The sequence below is a fragment of the Burkholderia sp. Bp9015 genome (assembly GCF_003853505.1).
Taxonomy (GTDB): Bacteria; Pseudomonadota; Gammaproteobacteria; order Burkholderiales; family Burkholderiaceae; genus Burkholderia.
Genome location: NZ_QTPZ01000004.1, coordinates 32,814 through 48,550, shown reverse-complemented (window position 1 = coordinate 48,550; position 15,737 = coordinate 32,814). Strand labels below are relative to the sequence as shown.

The window sequence follows — 15,737 nt, the reverse complement described above, 5'->3', positions numbered from 1 at the left end:
ACCGCCGATATGCAAACCAATCTCAGCGAAGCCAGCAAGGCCCTCGACCGGGCCGACGAAGCGGAAGCGATCCTGCGCGCGTGCGTGCACTGCGGTTTCTGCAATGCGACCTGCCCGACATACCAGGTGCTCGGCAACGAGCTCGACGGGCCGCGCGGACGCATCTACCTGATCAAGCAAATGCTCGAAGGCGAGCCGTGCGGCGAGCGCACGCAGCAGCATCTCGACCGCTGCCTGACGTGCCGCAACTGCGAGACGACCTGCCCGTCCGGCGTGCGCTATCACACGCTGCTCGACATCGGCCGCGCGGAAGCCGAGAAGCGCGCGCGGCGGCCTGCGCGCGAGCGCCTGCTGCGCGCGGGCCTGCGTCACGTGGTGCCGCGGCCGGCAACCTTCGCCGCGCTGCTGAAGGCCGGCCGCGCGCTGCGCCCGCTGCTGCCCGGCACGCTGCAGGACAAGATTCCGGCCGCCGTGCCCGCCGCCACGCCGCGCCCGCCGGTACGCCATGCGCGGCGCGTGCTGATGCTGGAAGGCTGCGTGCAGCCTTCGCTGTCGCCGAACACGAACGCGGCCGCCGCGCGCGTGCTCGACCGCCTCGGCATCAGCGTGACGCCCGCGCGCGAAGCCGGCTGCTGCGGCGCGACCGAATATCACCTGAACGCGCAGGATGCCGGGCTCGCGCGCGCACGCCGCAACATCGACGCGTGGTGGCCTGCGATCGAAGCCGGCGCGGAGGCGATCGTGCTGACGGCGAGCGGCTGCGGCGCGTTCGTGAAGGAATACGGCGACCTGCTGCGTTCCGACCCCGTCTATGCGGACAAGGCGCGGCGCGTCAGCACACTCGCGCACGACCTCGCGGAAGTGATCGCGGCCGAGCCGCTCGACGCGCTGGCCGAGTCGACGCGGCGCCGCGTCGCAGTCCACTGCCCGTGCACGCTGCAGCACGCGCAGCGGCTCGGCGGCACGGTGGAAAGCATCCTGACGCGGCTCGGCTTCGATCTGACGAATGTCGCCGACGGCCATCTCTGCTGCGGCTCGGCCGGCACCTATGCGCTGACGCAGCCCGAACTCGCGGCCAGGCTGCGCGACAACAAGCTCGACGCGCTCGAAGCCGCGCGGCCGGACCTGATTGTCACGGCCAACGTCGGCTGCCAGACTCACCTGAACGGCGCGGGCCGCACGCGCGTGCGCCACTGGATCGAGCTCGTCGACGACCGACGGGTCGACTGATTCCACCGACCGCTGATTCCGGAGGAACATGATGCAAACCAAACCCGAACTCCAGCTCGCCGACGCCGAACGCATGCTCGCGGCCGCCCGCGTGGAAGCCGCACGGCACGGCTGGGCCGTATCGATCGCCATCGTCGACGACGGCGGCCACCTGCTCGCGTTCGCGCGCCTGGACGGCGCGTCGCCGGCCAGCGCCGTCATCGCGCAGGACAAGGCGCGTGCGGCGGCCCTCGGCCGGCGCGAGACGAAAGCGTATGAGGATATGATCAACGGTGGCCGCACCGCGTTTCTCAGCGTGCCGCTGACGGGCTTGCTCGAAGGCGGCGTGCCGGTAGCGTTCGACGGCCGGATTGCGGGCGCAATCGGCGTGTCTGGCGTAAAGTCCGAGCAGGACGCGCTGATCGCCCGCGCCGGCGTACAAAGCGTCGCGACATGAGTCAGCCAAGCCGCGCGCGAATTTTTTCCCCGGGAGGAATCACGATGATCGACCAAGCAGGACTGCAAGTCGCGCCAGCGCTGAGCCAGTTCATTGAAAACGAAGCACTGCCGGGCACCGGTATCGACAAGGCCGCGTTCTGGAGCGGTTTCTCGGCCCTGGTACACGACCTCGCGCCGCGCAACCGCGAGCTGCTCGCGGAACGCGACCGCCTGCAGCAGGAACTCGACACGTGGCATCGCGCGCACCCCGGCCCGGTGCGCGACCATGCCGCGTTTCGCGCATTTCTCGAAGAGATCGGCTACCTCGTGCCGGTCCCGTCGAACGTCGCGGCAGCCACCGCGAACGTCGACAGCGAGATCGCGACGCAGGCCGGCCCGCAGCTCGTCGTGCCGCTGTCGAACGCGCGCTATGCGCTGAACGCCGCGAACGCACGCTGGGGCAGCCTGTACGACGCGCTGTACGGCACCGATGCGCTGCCCGAGGACGGCGGCGCCGAGCGCACCACGGCGTACAACCCGACGCGCGGCCAGCGCGTGATCGACTACGCGCGCGGCGTGCTCGACAACGCGGCGCCGCTCGCGAGCGGCTCGCACCGCGACGCGCTGCGCTATCGCGTGGAAGACGGCCAGCTCGCCGTCGAAACCGGCAAGGGCGTCGTGCGCCTCGCGCAGCCGGCACAGTTCGTCGGCTACCAGGGTGCGGCGGGCGCGCCGTCCGCGATCCTGCTGAAGCACAACGGCCTGCACCTCGAGATCCAGATCGACGCGTCCACCCCCATCGGCCGCGCCGATCTCGCGAACGTGAAGGACGTCGTGCTCGAAGCCGCGGTCAGCACGATCATCGACTGCGAGGATTCGGTCGCGGCGGTCGACGCCGACGACAAGGTCCAGCTCTACCGCAACTGGCTCGGCCTGATGCAGGGCACGCTGGTCGAGGAGGTCGCGAAGGGCGGCAAGACCTTCACGCGCCGCCTGAACGCCGATCGCGAGTACACCACGCCGGCCGGCGGCACGCTGGTGCTGCACGGCCGCTCGCTGCTGTTCGTGCGCAACGTCGGCCACCTGATGACCAACGGCGCGGTGCTGGACCGCGACGGCAACGAGATTCCGGAAGGCATCCTCGACGGTGTCGTCACGACGCTGTGCGCGCTGCACGACCTGAAGGCCAAGCGCAACTCGCGCACCGGCTCGATCTACATCGTGAAGCCGAAGATGCACGGCCCGGTCGAAGTCGCGTTCGCCGACACGCTGTTCGCGCGCATCGAGGATCTGTACGGCCTGCCGCGCAACACGCTGAAGATGGGCATCATGGACGAGGAGCGCCGCACCAGCGTGAACCTCGCCGCCTGTATCGCGGCGGCGGCCGCGCGCGTCGCGTTCATCAACACCGGCTTCCTCGACCGCACCGGCGACGAGATGCACACCGCGATGGAAGCGGGCCCGATGATCCGCAAGGGCGACATGAAGTCGTCGGCGTGGATCCAGGCGTACGAGCGCAACAACGTGCTCGCTGGCCTGTCGGCCGGCCTGCGCGGCCGCGCGCAGATCGGCAAGGGCATGTGGGCGATGCCGGACCTGATGCACGCGATGCTCGAGCAGAAGATCGCGCATCCGCGCGCCGGCGCGAACACCGCGTGGGTGCCGTCGCCGACCGCCGCGACGCTGCACGCGCTGCACTACCATCTCGTCGACGTGCAGGCCATCCAGCAGGAACTCGAGAAGACGCCGTACGCAAGCGAGCGCGACACGCTGCTCGAAGGGCTACTGACCGTGCCGGTCGTCGAGCGCGCCGCGTGGAGCGAGAGCGAAATCCTGAGCGAGGTCGAGAACAACGCGCAGGGCATTCTCGGCTACGTCGTGCGCTGGGTCGAACAGGGTGTCGGCTGCTCGAAGGTGCCGGACATCCACGACGTCGGCCTGATGGAAGACCGCGCGACGCTGCGCATCTCGAGCCAGCACATCGCGAACTGGCTGCGCCACGGCGTGATCACCGAGGCCTTCGTGCTCGACGTGTTCAAGCGGATGGCGCGCGTCGTCGACCAGCAGAACGCCGGCGACCCGAACTATCGCCCGATGGCGCCCGGCTACGACCAGTCGACCGCGTTCAAGGCCGCATGCGCACTGGCGCTGCAGGGCACGTCGCAGCCGAGCGGTTATACCGAGCCGCTGCTGCATCGGTTCCGGCTCGCGTACAAGGCGCAACAGCACGGCGCGTAAGCCTTCGCATGCGGGCTTTCCCGCATGCGGTTTTCACTAAGCGGGCAGCCATTACGGCTGCCCGTTTTTACATTCGAATTCATGCAAACGCTGAAACGGATAATCGATCCGAATCGCACGATTTAAGGTTCCGCGTGCACCTGCCGTTAAAGCATGTAAATCGGCGACGGCAGTATGCGCGCTGCCCCCTCCTGGCGCAAAGCCTTGCGCTGCAACGTTCCCCACGCGACTGGCAAGTCTCTGCCAGGGCGATAATTTGATCCGGATCAACGGTCCGCAACATTTTCCGCGTGCACGAATGCGCGCGTTATACTCGGACCAATCCGCGCCGCCCGATTCGTCGGATCGTCGAATCGCGGCAACTCTTGCCGGTGAGCAGGTGATGCAGCGGTTTATCCGGCCGCCATCGCCGATCATCGGCATCATGTTCCAGATCGGTCGGGCGGAATGCGCACCGGGGGGTGCATTCCGGATCATCGCCGGCAAATCATACGAACAATCGCATCGGCCCGCCGCCCCGGCGACGATGCCCATCGATCCACGGACCATGGCAGAAACCGACTACGCGATGCCCAGCGAATCCGGCCTGACAAGCCGCGTCGCCGCCCAATTGCGCCGGTTCCTGCTGCCGCACCTGATCTTCTATTCAGGGCTGCTGATCGCACTGATCCTGTTGTTGCTGTGCGGCATCCTGCTGTACGAAGGCCGGATCGACGCACGCGATCGCGCGCGCACCACCCAGCAGAACATCGCGCTGATGGCGTCGTGGGACATCGAGCGCAACATCGAGTTCTATGCGCTGTCGCTGCAGGCGGTCGTCGAAGGCGAGAACGATCCCGCGGTCCTCGCGCTGCCGATGCCGCTGCGCCGCCAGGTGCTGTTCGATCGCGCGACGACGGCCAAGTATCTCGGCGGCATCTACGTGCTCGACTCGAACGGTGACATCGCGGTCGACGGCAAGAGCGACGTGCCGCGCAAGGCCAACTTCGGCAACGAGTCGTACTTCACGGTGCACCGCGACAACCCGGACGTCGGCCTGTACGTCAGCGACCCGTACCGTTCGCGATTGCGCGGCGGCTCGCCGAGCATTGCGCTCAGCCGGCGGATCACGCGGCCCGACGGGTCGTTCGGCGGCGTCGCCGTGATGTCGATCCGGCTCGAATATTTCCAGGACCTGTTCTCGCGCCTCTCGCTCGGCGATCGCGGGTCGATGGCGCTGATCAATACGAAGGGCCTGATGCTCGCGCGCCAGCCTTACGATCCGGCGATCGTCGGCCGCAACATCAGCAAGGCCAGCACGTTCCGCCGGTTCATGACCGCCAACGAAGGGAGCTTCGCCGATACCGCGTCGATCGACGGCGTGCGGCGCCTGTACGTGTTCCGGCACCTCGACCACCTGCCGCTGATCATCATGGTCGCGCGCTCGGAGGCGGACACCTACGCCGCGTGGTACGACCGCGCGATCCCGATCGGCTCGGCGATGGCCTTGCTCGCGCTCGGCTTCGTCGGCCTGTCGATGCTGCTCGACATCCAGCTGCGCAAGCGGCACCGCGCGGAAACCGAGCTGGAAGCGCTCGCACGCACCGACGGCCTCACGGGCCTCGACAACCGCCGGATGCTCGACGTCACGCTCGCGCGCGAATGGCGCCGCGCGGCGCGCTCGCAGCACGCGCTGTCGCTGCTGTTCGTCGATGTCGATCACTTCAAGCGCTACAACGACACGCAAGGCCACCAGGCCGGCGACGATGCGCTCGCCGCGGTCGGCCGCTGCATCGCCGGATGCCTGCGCCGCCCGGCCGACTATGCAGCGCGCTACGGCGGCGAGGAGTTCGTCGTGGTGCTGCCGGACGTCGACACGCCCGGCGCCGTGACGATCGCCGAATCGATCCGCACCGCCATCCTCGATCTCGGCATCCTGCACGACACGGATGCGTCGGACCGCCTGACCGCGAGCATCGGTGTGACGACCTGCTATCCGGAACTCGACGACAGCATCCAGGCCGCACTGAAGCTCGCCGACGACGCGCTGTACCGCGCGAAGGAAGGCGGGCGCAACCAGGTCGTCGTGCAGACGGCCCCGTCCGCCGAGCGCACGCTGCGGCGCGCCTGAGCCACGGCTGGCCGCCCGGCCGCCACAGCGCCGGCCGCGGGCGAAATCGCCGACAATGTCGGCTCGCCCGGCCGCCGCGCGACACGCGCGCCCGTCGGCCCGCGCCCGCTTCACACCACCATGAGACTCAAGGCAAAGATTTTCCTTCTGGCCATCGTGCCGTTCCTGCTCGCGATCGCCGGCATCGGCTTCGGCGTGCGCCAGCAGGCGACGTCGCTCGCGCGCACGCAGCACGCGACGATCCAGGCCGCCTACCTGTCGAGCAAGGAAGTCGAGCTGAAGCATTACGTCGAACTCGCGACGAGCGCGATCATGCCGCTGTACGACGCGAGCGGCCGCAATGCGCGCGACGACGGACTGCTGCGCACGCAGGCGCTCGCGATGCTGCAGAAGATGGATTTCGGCCCCGACGGCTATTTCTTCGTATACGACCTGCACGGCAATGCGCTGATGCATCCGCGCGAGCCCGAGCGCGTCGGCCACAACTACTGGTCGATGCGCGACCCGCAGGGCGCGCTGACGATCCAGCAGCTGATCGGCGCCGCGTCCCACGGCGGCGGCTACGTGCGCTACACGTGGCAGCGGCCGTCGACGGGCAAGCCCGCGCCGAAGCTCGGCTACGTCGTCGCGCTCGAACGCTGGGGCTGGATGGTCGGCACCGGCATCTATCTCGACGACGTCGACACCGCGCTGCAGCGCATCGACGCGCGCGCGTCCGCGAACATCGAGCGCACGATGAGCTGGCTCACCGCGATCGCGCTGACCGGCGCGGCGGCGATCGCCGTCTGTGCGCTGGTGCTGAACGTCAGCGAGTCGCGCAGTGCCGACGCGAAGCTCAAGCAGCTCGCGCAGCGCGTCGTCGAATCGCAGGAGCAGGAGCGCGAGCGGCTGTCGCGCGAGCTGCATGACGGGATCAGCCAGATGATGGTGTCCGCGAAGCTGATGCTCGAATCCGCGCTCGCGCGCTTCGAGCGCGGCACCGCGCGCATGCCCGAGGCCGAGCAGGCGCTCGCATCGGGCGTCGGGCGGCTCGGCGACACGCTGCGCGAAGTGCGCCGCATCTCACACGCGCTGCGCCCGGCGATGCTCGACGATCTCGGCCTCGCCGCCGCGCTCGAGCAGCTCGTGCGCGAGCTCGGCGCGGAAAGCGGCATCGACATCGGCTATACGCAGGTGGCGCACAGCGGCGCGCGGCCGCTGCCCGCGCCGGTCAACACGGCGCTGTTCCGGATCGCGCAGGAGGCGCTCAGCAACATCGTGCATCATGCGCAGGCATCGCGCGCGGCCGTCACGCTCGACGTCGGCGCGCATGCCGTCACGCTGACCATCGCCGACAACGGCTGCGGCTTCGACGCCGAGCGTACGCAGACCGACGCGCGCCGCGGCATCGGGCTGCGCAACATGCGCGAGCGGCTCGACGCGCTGGGCGGCATGCTGACGATCACGTCGCAGGTCGGCCACACCGTCGTAGCCGCGCGCGTGCCGCTGCGCGCCGCCTGAACACGATCCCCATAACCGGAGACCTTGCCCATGAGTGCCCCCGACACCGCCCGGCCCGCTGCCCGACTGCTGCTGGTCGACGATCATCCGCTGGTGCGCGACGGCCTGCGGATGCGGCTCGAGGCGGCCGACCTGTCGGTGGTCGGCGAAGCCGGCAACGCGGACGAGGCGCTTGCGCTCGCCGCGTCGCTCGAGCCCGACCTCGCGCTGATGGACGTCGGCATGAACGGGATGAACGGCATCACGCTCGCCGGCGTGTTCCACGAGCGCTTTCCGGGGATTCGCGTGCTCATGCTGTCGATGCACGACAACATCGAATACGTGACGCAGGCCGTGCGCGCCGGCGCGAGCGGCTACCTGCTGAAGGATTCGCCCGCGAGCGAGATCGTGCGCGCGATCGGCTCGGTGCTGGCCGGGCAGACGTTCTTCAGCGAAGGGCTCGCCGCGCGGATGATCCAGGCGAGCGCGACCGCGTCGCCCCTCGACCGGTTGACGCCGCGCGAGCGCGACATCCTCGATGCACTGGCCGAGGGGCTGTCGAGCAAGCAGATCGCGCAGCAGACGGGGCTGTCGGTCCGCACGGTGGAAACGCATCGGCTCAACCTGAAGCGCAAGCTCGAGATCGAAGGGCAGGCGGAGCTGATCAAGTTCGCGGTCGAGCATCGGCGGCGGTAGGGCGGCGACGTGCGGCGCCGCAAAAGGCACTCTGCGCGTCGGTCACATTGATCAGCTCTACGATGCTGTTTTTTCTCGCTTCGCATGTGATTCGCCGAGTCGGCATCGCGCAGTGGAATCACCGCTCGACCGCTCGACTGACCACGAACGAAAAAGGCGCCCGGAGGCGCCTTTCACTCATCCAAAATCCAGACTGCGCGCAGCGACGCTCAATTCGTCCGCGAATTGTGCTTCTGCAGATACGCGATCAGGCCGTCGATCCCGCCCGACGCGAGCTGGCTCTTGAACTGCCCTTGGTAGACCTGGATCAGCCACGCACCCGACATGTCGATGTCGTAGATCTTCCAGTCGCTGCCGACCTTGCCGAGCCGGTAGCCGACCGACTGGCTGTCGCCCGGCGTCGTGACCGTCGACTGGACCAGCGCATCGGCACCCGACGCGCCGCCGGCCTTGAACGAGAACTTCGCGTCCTGGCTGCCGAGCTGCGCGAGCGACGCGGCATAGGTACGCGTCATCAGCAGCTTGAACTGCTTGTACAGCTCCTGCTGCTGTTGCGGCGTCGCCTGCTTCCAGGCATCGCCGACCGCGATGCGGGTCGTGCGCTCGAAGTTCGTCGCGGGCAGGAAGCGCTGCTCGACGACTTGCGTGACTTTTGCCATGTCGCCGCCGCGCGCACCCGGATCGGCCTTCATCGCGTTGACGGTGCCTTCGACCGCATTACGGACGATGTCGACCGGCGCGCTCTGCGCGAAAGCGGAAACCGACACGGCGGCCGCCGCGACGAAAGCAAACAGATGACGTTTCATACGGATATTCGCACTCGGTGAAAAAAACGGACGGCGGATTGCATCGATCGCATCGGCCGGTGGGTCGAAGTATAGCGGCCCGGCGGCCCGCCTGCCGTGCGGTGACCGACTGTTACCTTTCAGCCCCTTTTGTCACAGGGTGCCGGCCGCTGCGCGATCGGTGCCGATTATGTCAATTTCCGCCGCCCATTCGTCCGACGATTCGCGGCGATTCCCTCCCGGCGCAGCAAATATCCTTCCCGCCCCTTTACGCTCCAACGTGGCGACCGACGTCACGTGGCGCCGGTATACTCTTTGCCTTGTCCTTGCCAGCCCCTCCCCACCGCCACATGGTGACTTCTCTCATCGTCCGACTCGTCGCATTGTCGGTACGCCGCCCCGTCTGGGTCGTCGTGCTGTCGCTCGTCATCGCCGTCTTCAGCGGCGTCTACGTCGCGCAGCACTTCAAGATCAACACGGACATCAGCAAGCTCGTCGACGCGGAACCGCAGTGGGCCGCGCTCGGCCAGGCCGTCGACAAGGCCTTCCCGCAACGCAACGGCACGATCCTCGCGGTAGTCGAGGCACCGGCCCCCGAATTCGCGACGGCCGCCGCGCACACGCTCACCGAAGCCCTGCGCAAGCAGGCCGACGCCGGCCGCATCGGCCAGGTCGCCGAACCCGGCGGCGGCCCGTTCTTCGAGCACAACGGGCTGCTGTTCCTGTCGCCGCAGGAAGTGTCGGATACGACGTCGCAGCTCGCGAGCGCGCGGCCGCTCGTCAACGAACTCGCGAAGAACCCGAGCCTGACCGGGCTCGCGACCACGCTGTCCACCACGCTCGGCCAGCCGCTCCTGACCGGCCAGGTGAAGCTGCCCGCGATGGCGAAGCTGCTCGCGCGCAGCGCCGCGACGGTCGACGACGTGCTGGCCGGCAGGCCCGCCGCGTTCTCGTGGCGCGGGCTGGTCGACAGCGATGCCGCACGCCAGCCGGCACGCGCGTTCGTCACGGTGCAGCCGGTCGTCGACTATGGCGCGCTGAAGGCCGGTGCCGAAACAACCCGGGTGATCCGCGACACGGCGAAAGCGCTCGGCATCGAGCAACGCTACGGCGCGGTCGTGCGCCTGACCGGCGAACAGCCGCTCGCCGACGACGAATTCGCGTCGGTGCAAGACGGCGCCGCGCTCAACGGCGTGCTCACGCTGCTCGCCGTGCTCGTGATCCTGTGGCTCGCGCTGCGCTCGAAGCGGATGATCGGCTCGGTGCTCGTCACGCTGTTCGTCGGCCTCGTCGTGACGGCCGCGCTCGGCCTCGCGATGGTCGGTTCGCTGAACATGATCTCGGTCGCGTTCATGGTGCTGTTCGTCGGCCTCGGCGTCGACTTCTCGATCCAGTACGGCGTGAAGTACCGCGAGGAACGCTTCCGCGATCCGCGCATCGATCACGCGCTGGTCGGCGCCGCGCACTCGATGGGCATGCCGCTCGCGCTCGCCACCGCGGCGGTTGCGGCGAGCTTCTTCTCGTTCATTCCCACGGCCTATCGTGGCGTGTCCGAGCTCGGCCTGATCGCGGGCGTCGGGATGTTCGTCGCGCTGCTGACCACGCTCACGCTGCTGCCCGCGCTGCTGCGCCTGTTCGCGCCGCCAGGCGAATCGAAGACGCCGGGCTTTCCGTGGCTCGCCCCCGTCGACGACTTCCTCGATCGCCATCGCAAGCCGATCCTGATCGGCACGCTCGCGGTCGTGATCGGCGCGCTGCCGCTGCTCGCGTTCCTGCACTTCGATTTCAACCCGCTGCACCTGAAGGATCCGAACAGCGAATCGATGGCGACGCTGCTCGCGCTGAAGGATTCGCCCGAAGCGGCCGTCAACGACGTCACGCTGCTCGCGCCGTCGCTCGCCGAGGCCGACGCGGCCGCGAAGCGCCTCGACGCGCTGCCGGAAGTCGGCCGCACGACGACGCTCACGACCTTCGTGCCGGCCGACCAGCCGGCCAAGCGCGCCGCGATCGCCGCGGCCGCGAGCGAGCTGCTGCCCGCGCTGACGCAGCCGGCCGCGCCGGCCGCGACCGATGCGCAGCGCGTCGCCGCGCTCAAGCGCGTGTCGGACCTGCTCAGCTACGCGGCGGAAGATCACCCGGGCCCCGGTGCCGCCGCCGCGCAGCATCTGTCGGCGTCGCTCGCGAAGCTGGCCGCCGCCGACAGCGCGGCGCGCGACCGCGCCGAACGCGCGTTCTCCGACACGCTGCGCATCGCGCTCAACCAGCTCGCGACGCTGCTGCAACCGCAGGACATCACGCGCGAATCGCTGCCGCCGCAGATCGTGCGCGACTGGGTCGCGCCGGACGGCCACGCGCTCGTGCAGATTTCGCCGAAGGTGCCGAAGGGCGTCGACCCGAACGACGACACGATGCTGCGCCGCTTCGCGAAGACGGTGAAGGCGGCGGAACCCGGCGCGACCGGCGGGCCGATCTCGATCCTGCATTCGGCCGACACGATCATCAACGCGTTCCTGCACGCGGCGCTGTGGTCGATCCTCTCGATCACGATCCTGCTGTGGATCACGCTGCGCCGCTTCGGCGACGTGCTGCGCACGCTGGTGCCGCTGCTCGTGTCGGGGCTCGTCACGCTCGAGATGTGCGTCCTGCTCGGCATGTCGCTGAACTTCGCGAACATCATCGCGCTGCCGCTGATGCTCGGCGTCGGCGTCGCGTTCAAGGTGTACTTCGTGATGGCGTGGCGCGCGGGCCAGACGGGCCTGCTGCATTCGAGCCTCACGCACGCGGTGCTGTTCAGTGCCGCGACGACCGCAACCGCCTTCGGCAGCCTGTGGCTGTCGCATCATCCGGGCACGTCGAGCATGGGCAAGCTGCTCGCGCTGGCGTTGACCTGCACCCTGATCGGCGCCGTGGTGTTTCAGCCCGTCCTGATGGGCAAACCGCGCGTCAAACGCGCCAAGAACCAATTGCAAGGAAACAATGAATAAGGTGCGAATCATTGCGGCGACCGTCGCTGCCAGCGCAGTGCTGAGCGGCTGCGCGACGGGCCCGAACCGCAACCCCAACGACCCGCTCGAGCCGATGAACCGGGCGATGTACAAGTTCAACGACACGGTCGACACGAACATCGCCGTGCCGATCGCGAAGGGTTACCAGAAGATCACGCCGACGCCCGTGCGTACCGCGATCAGCAATTTCTTCTCGAACCTCGGCGATCTCGGCAACATGGCGAACAACCTGTTGCAGCTGCGCATCACCGATGCGACGCAGGACCTGATGCGCGTGGCGATGAACTCGGTGTTCGGCGTCGCCGGCCTGATCGACATCGCGACGCCGGCCGGGCTGCCGAAGCACCACCAGGATTTCGGGCTGACGATGGCGCGCTGGGGCATGCCGTCCGGCCCGTACCTCGTGCTGCCCGTGTTCGGGCCGAGCACGATCCGCGACGGCGTCGGCCGCGCGGTGGACGTCCGCTTCAACCTGCTCAACTACATCGAGCCGGCCGTGCGCAATCCGATGTACATCGCGCAATTCATCAGCGCGCGTTCGGATCTGCTCGGCGCGACCGATCTGCTGAAGCAGGCGGCACTCGATCCGTACTCGTTCGTCCGCGATGCGTATCTGCAGCAGCGCAAGTCGCTGACGTATCACGGCCAGTCGGCGTCGGCCGCGCCGCCGAACTACACGGAGCCGGGTGAAGCGGGGGCGGTGCCGGCGGCCACGCCGGCCGTGCCCGGCTTGCCGAACTACGAGGATCCGGGCGAGTCGGGCGGCGCGCCGAACAACGCGCCGGCGGCGCCGGGCTTGCCGCAGTACGACGATCCGGGTGCGGACGGCGCGATGCCCGCGAGCGCGCCTGCAGCGGCCTCGGCCGCTGCGCCCGTGGCGGCGCCGAGTGGGGCGACGACGGCGCCGGCCTCCAACGGCGCGCCGATCGCGCCAGCGATGCCGACCCTGCCCGCGAGCGCACCGGCCGCGCAGTAACGCGGCACGGAACCCGCCGACAAGCCGAAGCGCGCTGCATCACGCAGCGCGCTTTTTTTGTGCGTCCGGAAAACGGGAACGGAAGGGGGAGAGGAGAAGCGGCGAACGCCGCTCAGACGATCCGCATCGCGCCCGCACGCTCGAATGCGTGCCGCGCCTGGATCAGCGTCGTGCGTGCCGCGCGCGCGTCGCCCGCGACCTGCAGCAGCGGGCCGAGCTGCGACGGCTGCTTCAGCAGTTCGCGCAGGATCGGCAGGATGGCCGTGCTGCCGTCGTCGCGCAGGCCGGCCGTCGCCGCGCGCGGCAGCGTGCGCCACGCCGGGTCGACGATCGCGCGGCACACCGCGAACGGTACGCCGCGCGACGCCGCGAAGGCCGCGGCGATATGCGATTCCATGTCGACGGCGAGCGCGCCCTTCGCGCGATGCAGCGACGTCTTTTCCTGTTCGCTGACCACCGGCGCGCCGACCGCCGCCATCGTGCCGCGCGTGACGCGTGCCCATACCGGCGTGTCGTGCAGTGCGGCGACGAGCCGCGCGCTCCAGCCCGGATCGGTCTGCACGCGGCCGAACGGCCCGTCGATCGCGTCCGCGATCACGAGCGCGCCGGGTGCGAGATCGGGCGCGAGCCCGCCTGCCGTGCCGAAGCTCACGATGCCCGCGCAACCGCGCGCGGTCGCCTCGGCCAGCGCACGCTCGAGGCGGTCGGCCCGCGCGGCAAACACGGCCTCGACGCCCTGACCGCGCGCGATGCGCGCCTCGAACGCCATCCCCGTGACGGCGATGACGGGCAACGTGCCGTTGTGCTGCGTCGGCGCCACGCGTTACATCCCGACCGTCACGCGCGTCGCGTTGGCGCGCTTCAGGTTGCGATAGCGCGCGAGCGCCCACAGCGGGAAGAACTTGCGATAGCCGTGATAGCGCAGATAGAACACGCGCGGGAAGCCGGTTGCCGTGAAGCGCGTCTCGTCCCACAGGCCTTCTTCGTTCTGCTGAGCGATCAGGTAGTCGACGCCGCGTGCAACGGCCGGGTTGTTCACCTCGCCGGCCGCCATCAGGCCGAGCAACGCCCAGGCCGTCTGCGACGCGGTGCTCGGCGCCTGCTCGAAACCGCGGTAATTCAGCTTGTAGCTGTCGCCGTCCTCGCCCCAGCCGCCGTCCTTGTTCTGGATCGACAGCAGCCACTGCGCGCCGCGCTTCATGCGCGGATCGTCCGGCGTCAGGCCGGCCGCGTTCAGCGAGCACAGGGCCGTCCACGTGCCGTACACGTAGTTCATCCCCCAGCGGCCGTACCAGCTGCCGTCCGGCTCCTGCTCCTTCAGCATGTAGTCGAGCGCGCGACGGGCCGGCTCGCTGTTCAGCGGCGTCTCGCCGAGCTGCGACAGCATCGACAGGCAGCGGCCCGACACGTCGGCGGTCGGCGGATCGAGCAGCGCACCGTGATCGGAGAACGGAATGTTGTTCAGGTAGTACTGCGTGTTTTCCGGTTCGAACGCGCCCCAGCCGCCGTCGCTGCTCTGCATGCCGACGACCCATTCGCGCGCGCGCGCCATCGAGTCGCGATACGTGTCCGTCTGCCTGAGCTTCTGCGCGCGGTCCATCGCCATCACGACCACAGCCGTGTCGTCGACGTCAGGGTAGTGCGCGTTCGCGTACTGGAACGCCCAGCCGCCGGGCCGCACGTGCGGCCGGCGCGAGATCCAGTCGCCGCGCACGTCGAGGATCTGCAGCGGGCGCAGCCAGTCGAGGCCGCGCAGCACGGCTTCCTCGGCACGCGCGTCACCGGTTTCGAGCAGCGCATGCGCGACGAGCGACGTGTCCCACACCGGCGACAGGCACGGCTGGCAATACGCTTCGTCCTCGTGCACGACGAGCAGCTTCTCGAGCGCCTTGCGCGCGATCGCGCGGTTCGGATGATCTTCCGCATAGCCGAGCACGTCGTACATCATCACCGCGTTGGCCATCGCCGGATAGATCGCGCCGAGGCCGTCCTCGCCGTTCAGGCGCTCGTCGATGAACGACACGGCCTGGCGGATCGCGCGTTCGCGCGTGTAGTTCGGGAACAGGCCGTCGACCGCGCGCAGCGCATGGTCAACCACGCGGAAGAACGCGAACCAGCCGGGGCTCTGGTGGCCCTGGCGCGGCAGCAGGCCGGCGTTGACGGGCGGGTCGATGAACAGCTCGTCGATGCGCACGCCGCGCGGGTTCTTTGCGATCGGGCGCTTCGCGTTCAGCACCAGCAGCGGCACGATCACGGTCCGCGCCCAGTACGACACCTTCGACAGGTGGAACGGGAACCACTGCGGCAGCAGCATGATCTCGACCGGCATCATCGGCACCGCGCGCCACGGAATCGCACCGTACAGCGCGAGCTGGATGCGCGTGAACACGTTCGACATCTCGGCGCCGCCCATCGCATGGATCGCACGGCGCGCACGCTGCATGTGCTCGGCGTTCTCGTCGTCGCCGATCACCTTCAGCGCGAAATACGCCTTCACGCTCGCGCTGATGTTCGGCGCGCCGTCGGTGAACAGCGGCCAGCCGCCGTCGGCCTGCTGGATGCGGCGCAGATACTTGCCGATCTTCCGTTCGAGCTCGAGATTCGGCGTCTCGCCGAGATAGTGGACGAGCAGCACGTATTCGGCGGGAATCGTCGAATCGGCCTCGAGTTCGTAGACCCAGTGTCCGTCCGCGTTCTGCGCGGCCAGCAGCGCGTCGGTCGCGCCGGCGACGGCCGCGTCGAGCCCGGCCGGCACGGTGCCGGCGGACAGGGTGGCCATTTCGGTGAGATCGTTCATCGGT

The 15,737-nt window shown here is 68.9% G+C and carries 12 protein-coding genes; 8 read left to right on the top strand and 4 right to left on the bottom strand.

Features of this window, described 5'->3' with window-relative positions; all coding sequences use genetic code 11:
* Window positions 1–9: 9 nt before the first annotated feature.
* The 3 genes from glcF to DIE12_RS06205 are packed head-to-tail and all read left to right on the top strand — an operon-like array spanning window position 10 to window position 3,885.
* Window positions 10–1,230, top strand: a complete 1,221-nt coding sequence (gene glcF / locus DIE12_RS06215) for a glycolate oxidase subunit GlcF (protein WP_124485988.1) — start codon at window positions 10–12, stop codon at window positions 1,228–1,230.
* Window positions 1,231–1,261: 31 nt separating this feature from the next.
* Window positions 1,262–1,666, top strand: coding sequence for a heme-binding protein (locus tag DIE12_RS06210; RefSeq protein WP_044848880.1), 405 nt, complete (start codon window positions 1,262–1,264; stop codon window positions 1,664–1,666).
* Between the two features lie 44 nt (window positions 1,667–1,710).
* Window positions 1,711–3,885 (top strand): malate synthase G, encoded by a 2,175-nt coding sequence (locus DIE12_RS06205; protein WP_124485987.1) that lies wholly within the window; start codon window positions 1,711–1,713, stop codon window positions 3,883–3,885.
* 51 nt (window positions 3,886–3,936) lie between these two features.
* Here DIE12_RS06205 and DIE12_RS06200 read toward each other — a convergent pair whose 3' ends face one another.
* Window positions 3,937–4,311, bottom strand: coding sequence for a hypothetical protein (locus DIE12_RS06200; protein WP_124485986.1), 375 nt, complete (start codon window positions 4,309–4,311; stop codon window positions 3,937–3,939).
* 121 nt (window positions 4,312–4,432) lie between these two features.
* On the opposite strand from DIE12_RS06200, the gene DIE12_RS06195 reads away from it, so the two are divergent.
* The 3 genes from DIE12_RS06195 to DIE12_RS06185 all read left to right on the top strand — a co-directional run bounded on the left by DIE12_RS06195 (window position 4,433) and on the right by DIE12_RS06185 (window position 8,170).
* Entirely contained in the window at window positions 4,433–5,995 is a 1,563-nt protein-coding gene (locus tag DIE12_RS06195) for a sensor domain-containing diguanylate cyclase (RefSeq protein ID WP_124485985.1), read from the top strand.
* A 120-nt stretch (window positions 5,996–6,115) separates the two neighbouring features.
* A complete protein-coding gene (locus DIE12_RS06190) occupies window positions 6,116–7,495 on the top strand; it encodes a cache domain-containing protein (protein WP_044848872.1) in 1,380 nt (459 codons plus the stop codon).
* Window positions 7,496–7,525: 30 nt separating this feature from the next.
* A complete protein-coding gene (locus tag DIE12_RS06185) occupies window positions 7,526–8,170 on the top strand; it encodes a response regulator transcription factor (protein WP_044848871.1) in 645 nt (214 codons plus the stop codon).
* 209 nt (window positions 8,171–8,379) lie between these two features.
* On the opposite strand, the gene DIE12_RS06180 is transcribed toward DIE12_RS06185, so the two are convergent.
* Window positions 8,380–8,976, bottom strand: a complete 597-nt coding sequence (locus DIE12_RS06180) for a phospholipid-binding protein MlaC (RefSeq protein ID WP_124485984.1) — start codon at window positions 8,974–8,976, stop codon at window positions 8,380–8,382.
* 329 nt (window positions 8,977–9,305) lie between these two features.
* Between DIE12_RS06180 and DIE12_RS06175 the strand changes: the two genes are divergently transcribed.
* Window positions 9,306–11,939, top strand: coding sequence for an MMPL family transporter (locus DIE12_RS06175; protein WP_124485983.1), 2,634 nt, complete (start codon window positions 9,306–9,308; stop codon window positions 11,937–11,939).
* On the top strand, window positions 11,932–12,936 hold the full coding sequence (locus DIE12_RS06170; RefSeq protein WP_124485982.1) for a VacJ family lipoprotein: 1,005 nt from the start codon (window positions 11,932–11,934) through the stop codon (window positions 12,934–12,936). Before DIE12_RS06175 ends, DIE12_RS06170 begins: the two co-directional genes overlap by 8 nt.
* A gap of 112 nt (window positions 12,937–13,048) precedes the next feature.
* Here the strand turns inward: DIE12_RS06170 and DIE12_RS06165 are convergent, their stop codons facing one another.
* Entirely contained in the window at window positions 13,049–13,756 is a 708-nt protein-coding gene (locus DIE12_RS06165) for a phosphorylase (RefSeq protein WP_082088758.1), read from the bottom strand.
* Between the two features lie 3 nt (window positions 13,757–13,759).
* Window positions 13,760–15,733 carry a squalene--hopene cyclase gene (shc, locus tag DIE12_RS06160; protein WP_124485981.1) on the bottom strand — a complete coding sequence of 658 codons (1,974 nt, stop codon included), beginning with the start codon at window positions 15,731–15,733 and terminating at the stop codon, window positions 13,760–13,762.
* Between the last annotated feature and the right edge of the window lie 4 nt (window positions 15,734–15,737).

Bases quoted from the DNA above. Each gene is read 5' to 3' on its own strand.
- glcF (WP_124485988.1), top strand. From the start codon at position 10: ATGCAAACCAATCTCAGCGAAGCCAGCAAGGCCCTCGACCGGGCCGAC.
- DIE12_RS06210 (WP_044848880.1), top strand. From the start codon at position 1,262: ATGCAAACCAAACCCGAACTCCAGCTCGCCGACGCCGAACGCATGCTC.
- DIE12_RS06205 (WP_124485987.1), top strand. From the start codon at position 1,711: ATGATCGACCAAGCAGGACTGCAAGTCGCGCCAGCGCTGAGCCAGTTC.
- DIE12_RS06200 (WP_124485986.1), bottom strand. From the start codon at position 4,311: ATGATGCCGATGATCGGCGATGGCGGCCGGATAAACCGCTGCATCACC.
- DIE12_RS06195 (WP_124485985.1), top strand. From the start codon at position 4,433: ATGGCAGAAACCGACTACGCGATGCCCAGCGAATCCGGCCTGACAAGC.
- DIE12_RS06190 (WP_044848872.1), top strand. From the start codon at position 6,116: ATGAGACTCAAGGCAAAGATTTTCCTTCTGGCCATCGTGCCGTTCCTG.
- DIE12_RS06185 (WP_044848871.1), top strand. From the start codon at position 7,526: ATGAGTGCCCCCGACACCGCCCGGCCCGCTGCCCGACTGCTGCTGGTC.
- DIE12_RS06180 (WP_124485984.1), bottom strand. From the start codon at position 8,976: ATGAAACGTCATCTGTTTGCTTTCGTCGCGGCGGCCGCCGTGTCGGTT.
- DIE12_RS06175 (WP_124485983.1), top strand. From the start codon at position 9,306: ATGGTGACTTCTCTCATCGTCCGACTCGTCGCATTGTCGGTACGCCGC.
- DIE12_RS06170 (WP_124485982.1), top strand. From the start codon at position 11,932: ATGAATAAGGTGCGAATCATTGCGGCGACCGTCGCTGCCAGCGCAGTG.
- shc (WP_124485981.1), bottom strand. From the start codon at position 15,733: ATGAACGATCTCACCGAAATGGCCACCCTGTCCGCCGGCACCGTGCCG.